The sequence below is a fragment of the Marivirga sp. genome (assembly GCF_024636815.1).
Classification (GTDB): domain Bacteria; phylum Bacteroidota; class Bacteroidia; order Cytophagales; family Cyclobacteriaceae; genus Marivirga.
Genome location: NZ_JAGXGF010000098.1, coordinates 1 through 5663, shown reverse-complemented (window position 1 = coordinate 5663; position 5663 = coordinate 1). Strand labels below are relative to the sequence as shown.

6 protein-coding genes are annotated in these 5663 nt (G+C 34.1%); 5 read left to right on the top strand and 1 reads right to left on the bottom strand.

Annotated elements, in window-relative coordinates:
- Together Q0L29_RS07450 and Q0L29_RS07445 are read left to right on the top strand one after the other, a co-directional pair.
- Nucleotides 1-945, top strand: a 945-nt coding sequence (locus Q0L29_RS07450; RefSeq protein ID WP_296620427.1) for an electron transfer flavoprotein subunit alpha/FixB family protein, incomplete at its 5' end; no start/stop codon positions are given.
- 9 nt (nt 946-954) lie between these two features.
- On the top strand, nt 955-1575 hold the full coding sequence (locus tag Q0L29_RS07445; protein WP_296620425.1) for a bifunctional nuclease family protein: 621 nt from the start codon (nt 955-957) through the stop codon (nt 1573-1575).
- Nucleotides 1576-1899: 324 nt separating this feature from the next.
- On the opposite strand, the gene Q0L29_RS07440 is transcribed toward Q0L29_RS07445, so the two are convergent.
- Nucleotides 1900-2097 carry a GIY-YIG nuclease family protein gene (locus tag Q0L29_RS07440; RefSeq protein WP_296620428.1) on the bottom strand — a complete coding sequence of 66 codons (198 nt, stop codon included), beginning with the start codon at nt 2095-2097 and terminating at the stop codon, nt 1900-1902.
- Nucleotides 2098-2494: 397 nt separating this feature from the next.
- On the opposite strand from Q0L29_RS07440, the gene Q0L29_RS07435 reads away from it, so the two are divergent.
- From Q0L29_RS07435 to Q0L29_RS07425, 3 genes are all read left to right on the top strand, one after another.
- Nucleotides 2495-3910, top strand: a complete 1416-nt coding sequence (locus Q0L29_RS07435) for an HD domain-containing protein (protein ID WP_296620423.1) — start codon at nt 2495-2497, stop codon at nt 3908-3910.
- A 62-nt stretch (nt 3911-3972) separates the two neighbouring features.
- The gene (locus tag Q0L29_RS07430) at nt 3973-4662 is read left to right on the top strand and encodes a hypothetical protein (protein ID WP_296620421.1); all 690 of its coding nucleotides are present in this window, start codon (nt 3973-3975) and stop codon (nt 4660-4662) included.
- A 53-nt stretch (nt 4663-4715) separates the two neighbouring features.
- A complete protein-coding gene (locus tag Q0L29_RS07425; RefSeq protein ID WP_296620419.1) occupies nt 4716-5579 on the top strand; it encodes an ABC transporter substrate-binding protein in 864 nt (287 codons plus the stop codon).
- The last annotated feature ends 84 nt before the right edge of the window (nt 5580-5663 follow it).

Sequence of the window (5663 nt, the reverse complement as noted above, 5' to 3'; positions counted from 1 at the left end):
GTATTTATAGAACACGCAGAAGGCGAAATTAAAAAATCATCTCTTGAGGCAGTATCTTATGCTGCCGCAATGGGAGAGGATGTAACTGCAATCGCTCTAGGTCCAGTAGACGAGGCAGTTTTGAAAGCAGCTGGAAAAGCAGGAGCTTCAAAAGTTTTGCATGCTGCAGACGCGAAATTGGAAAAAGGTTTGATCCTTCCTTATGCAAAAGTAATTGCACAGGCAATGGAAAAAGTTGGAGCCAAAATATTAGTGCTTGCTAAATCATCTTTGGGAGATCCAGTGGCAGCAAGAATTGCAGCTAAATTAAAAGCTGGCTTTGTTTCTAACGTAGCTGATTTACCTGATACATCAAGTGGTTTTACCGTAAAAAGAAGTATTTATACTGGTAAAGCGTATGCAAATGTGGAAATGACCACAGAGACAAAAATTATCGGAATAAAGAAAAATGCAGTTGAGATGAAAGAAGATGGTGGAGATGCTTCTGTTGAAGCTTTTGAGCCAACTTTAGATGATTCAGACTTTGCAGTAAAAATCACTTCTCAGGATAAGCAAGAAGGCGAAATCTTATTACCGGAAGCTGAAATTGTAGTTTCAGGTGGTAGAGGAATGAAAGGTCCTGAAAACTGGGGAATGATAGAAGATTTGGCTAAAACTTTAGGAGCGGCTACAGGTTGTTCAAAACCAGTTTCTGATATTGGATGGATACCTCACCACGAGCACGTAGGACAAACAGGAGTAAAAGTTTCTCCTCAGTTGTATGTTGCAATTGGTATTTCTGGAGCTATTCAGCATTTAGCTGGAGTGAATTCTTCTAAATATATCTTAGTGATCAACAAAGATGAAGAAGCACCGTTCTTCTCAGCAGCAGATTATGGTATTGTAGGGGATGCTTTTGAAGTTGTCCCTAAATTAACTGAAGCGCTTAAAGCAGCACAAAACTAAAATTCACTTGTGGATAAAATCAAATTAGAAATATTAGGTCTATCGTCTAGTCAGTCTCAATCAGGTTCGTTTGCCTTAGTTTTAGGTGAAGCGCCCGGTAGCAGAAGATTGCCGATCATCATTGGTATGTTTGAGGCACAGGCTATCGCTATTGAAATAGAGAAGATTGTTCCTAACAGACCCATGACACACGATTTATTCAAATCCTTTGCTCACAGTTTTAATTATGCCGTAAAAGAAATTGTGATTTCGGATTTGAAAGAAGGTGTGTTTTTTGCTAAAATTATTTGTGATAACGGCATAGAAATCATAGAAATAGATAGCAGACCTTCTGATGCCATTGCAATCGGAATTCGCTTTGATGCTCCTATCTATACCTATGAGAAAATTATGTCAGAGGCGGGAATAGTACTTTCAGATGAGAAAGAAGATGAAGATATTTCTGAATTGAAAAAGCCGGTAGAAAAATCATCTTCACCAGGACCATCAAGTCCTCAATCAAAATCCGATTTCGACAAATTGAAAAATATGCCGATGGATAAATTGAATGAGTTGCTGGATAAGATGATTCAAAGTGAGGATTATGAAAAAGCCGCTAAAATCCGTGATGAAATAAATAGACGGAATTAATTTGATTTTCAAACCTGTCAGGTTTCAGCTTGACAAATGTGAAATATGATTTTATTTATCACTTATCAGTTATGTAAAACTGACAGGTTTCTTTATTAAATAGCTTTGCCATTACTGGTGAAGCTATTTTTTTTATTGAAACGAAGTTTCAATAGGGCAAGATCCCTGCCTTCTCAGGGATGACATTCTAATCTTATTTATTGCTTTAATTGAAGTGTTTTTAATCTAAATTAAAGTAGACGAAGTAAATAAACTTGAAAAATTGTGTTCCGTGCGTCATTCCCGCGAAGGCGGGAATCTTGTAAAATTGAAACATGGTTTCAATTACTTCATCTCAGCCACCTCATCAAATAAATCCTTTAGTTCAGGATTCTTTTTTTTTATTAAATTAATTTTCCATTCCCTTTTCCATTTCTTTAATTGTTTCTCTCTTATTATTGCTTCTTCAATGGATTCATAAAATTCATAGTAAATTAAGTCAGTACATTTGAATTTGGTTGTAAAGTTTGAACCTTCACCAATCTTATGTTGGTAAGACCTTTCTGATAAATTAGCGGTTACACCTATATAGAGTCGAGCGTGTAAAATTACTTTGTATGTAAATATATCCTCCTTTGGGTTTCATAAGGTTTTGGTTAAATATTGATGAAACTATAAAAATTTATTGAGCCAAAACAACCAATTGATTAATTATTTACCTTTAAACGTTAATTCCAACCTCCGTAGCGATGATGCTTAGAACAATGTTTACATGTTTTTATTCAAATTTCTAAAAAAGTATAATTTAAGCTTAAAATACTGAGTAATAATATACTCTTATCATCAAATTATACTAAATTTACAATCGCTTAATATATAGCCATTTTTTGCTCTATTGAGCTTTCAATACTTGGTAAAAATATCATCCTAAGTAGTAATAATGAATTTCTCTGCACTTCTTGCACAGCATCCTGTTTTTGAGTTAGTTAAAAAAAGCGCCCATTCGCTTGGGGTTGAAGCCTATGTTGTAGGTGGCTATGTACGTGATTTAATCTTAAAGCGACCCTCAAAAGATATTGATTTTGTATGCGTGGGCAGTGGGATAGAATTAGCTCAAGAAGTAGCAGCCAATATTGGGCCTAAGAAGAAATTTCAAGTATTTAAAAACTTTGGAACTGCCAGTATTCATCATGAAGATTTGGAACTGGAATTTGTTGGAGCAAGAAAGGAATCCTATCAGAGAGATAGCCGAAAACCGATAGTAGAAGAAGGTACCCTTGAAGATGACCAAAACAGAAGGGACTTTACTATCAATGCCTTAGCTATAAGTTTAAATGAAGAGAATTATGGTGCATTAATCGATCCTTTTGATGGAGTGAAAGATTTAAAGAAGAAGCTTATCAAAACTCCATTGGAACCTGATGTTACCTTTTCTGATGATCCCTTAAGAATGATGCGAGCTGTACGTTTTGCAGCCCAACTGAACTTTGACATTGCACCAAATACCTTTGATAGTATCATTAAAAATGCAGAACGATTAAAGATTATTTCTGCTGAACGCATTGCCGATGAATTGAATAAAATCATCATGACTGAAAAACCTTCCTATGGGTTTAAGTTGCTTTATCATGCTCAGTTATTAGATAAGTTCTTCCCTGAAATGATGGATTTGCAGGGAGTGGAGGAAAAGAATGGCTTTAAGCATAAGGATAATTTTTATCATACTTTACAAGTATTAGACAATACGGCTGAATATGGAGGTGATCTATGGTTAAGGTGGGCAGCCATATTACACGACATAGCCAAGCCAGCTACCAAAAGGTTTAATCCTAAGCAAGGCTGGACTTTTCATGGGCATGAAGATAAAGGAGCACGCATGGTTCCAAAAATTTTCAAACGGCTTAAGCTACCATTAAATGATAAAATGAAGTATGTGCAAAGACTAGTTTTACTTCATTTAAGACCCATACCTTTGGTTAGGGATAATATTACGGACAATGCGGTTCGTAGATTGCTTTTTGAAGCTGGCGATGACATAGAAGATTTAATGACTCTTTGCCGTGCGGATGTGACTTCAAAAAATATGACCAAGGTGAAACAATTCCGGGCTAATTTTGATAAGGTAGAGCAAAAAATGAAAGAGGTAGAGGAAAATGACCAGGTCAGGAATTTTCAGCCTCCGGTAAGTGGAGAAGACATTATGAAAGCTTTTAATTTATCTCCATGCAAAGAGATTGGGATCATTAAAAGTGAAATAAAGGAAGCTATTTTAGACGGAAAAATTCAAAATAATAAAGAAGAAGCGTATGAATTTATGCTTGGAATTGGTCGAAAACTTAATCTGAAAACTCAATAAATATATAGATGTCAATTAGTTGGCACAGTATTGGTAATCCCTCAACTTAATTAAATATGAATATGCAGAAATTTACTAAACAATTATTGCTTACAATTACGCTGACATTTTTAGCCTTCAATTTTGATTCAATAGCTCAAAATGAAGAAGCTGTTGAAAGAGCAAAAACAAAGTATAATAAATCCATCAGATATAATGATTTTCAAGAAGCAAAAAGTGCTATTCTAGATTTGATAGTATTAGAGCCTAATAATCATTCATATTTAGATTCCTTAGCCTATATGTATTTTGAATTTAATCAATACGCCTCTGCAGCATTAGTGAGTAGAGATGCCTTAAAACGAAATCCAAACAATCAAATGATGTTGCAAATTGGTGCTAAAAGTTTGGATCAATTAGGAGCTTTAGATCAATCATTAAAAATGTATCAAAAGCTTTATACTATTTCAGACGATGGTTATGTCTTATATGAAATAATTCAAAAACAATATGCATTAAAGCAGTATGATGATGCAATGATCAATACAGAGCTTCTTTTAGGAAAAAATATTGTAAATGGTAGTCAAGTTTATGCACAAGATGCATCAGGTAATGAAATTGAAGTACCATTCAAAGCGGTCATTTTAAATTTACAAGGAATGATAGCAAGAGGAAAAGGAGATGAGGAATCTGCAAAAAAATATTTTAATAATGCAATTAAGTTAGCGCCTAACTATTCTTTACCTCAGGAAAATTTGAATCCTAAAGACTAATGTTTTTATTTACTAATTGATTTAAGTGGAATGAACACCCTAAACTGATAATTATGAAACAATTTAAAATTGTATTTTCGGCCTTATTACTTTTTATGAGTAGTGCCGTATTTTCTCAAAATTTAACAGGAGATAACTTCGCAACTGCGAAAGCAGCTGGAAGAGGAACGGTTACTTTCACTTATGTGGAAACTCCAGGATTTGTGTATAAAGATCAAAGTGGTAAATTAACAGGAGTGTGTGTTGATATCATGAATGATTTCTTACAATATGTAAGACAAAATCACGGGATTAATCTGAATGCTCGTTTTTTAGGAAATGGTAGCAGTTTTAGCGCCATGTACAATGGAGTAAAAAACGGTAAAAACGGAGTATTTGGTTTAGGAAATATAACCGTGACAGAAGCTAGAAAAAGTGAAATTTTATTCAGCCCTGCTTTTATTACCAATTTTGCTATTTTGGTTACACACAGTGATGTACCAAGTTTAGAATCAATGAATGAAGTGCCTCAGAAATTCAAAGGATTTACTGCTTATACGGCAAAAGGGACTTTAAATGAAAAAAGAATTAATAAGTTGAAGTCTAATTATTATCCTGAATTAGAAATTAGCTATGTGAACTCAAGTCCCGATGTTTTAGATAAGATTTTATCAGATAAAAAGTCTTTGTCTTATTTAGATTTAGCTTTTTACTTATCAGCTGTAAAAGAACGAAAGCCATTGAAAAGACATAAAGTAGGAGATGAGGGCTCTGAAGAGTTTGCATTTGTAATGCCAAAATCAAGTGATTGGCAACCTATTATTGAAGAGTTTTTTAATGCAAACGGAGGATATAAAAATACTACGGAGTACAAAAAAATTCTTGTTGATCACTTAGGCTTATCAGCAGTGAAATTATTGGATTCTGCAGCAGAGTAAAAGCTGAATTAATTTATGGATCAAAAAGCAGATTTTAAGTATTGGGAATCATTTTTTCAATCATTGCAAATGACCTATTATGGT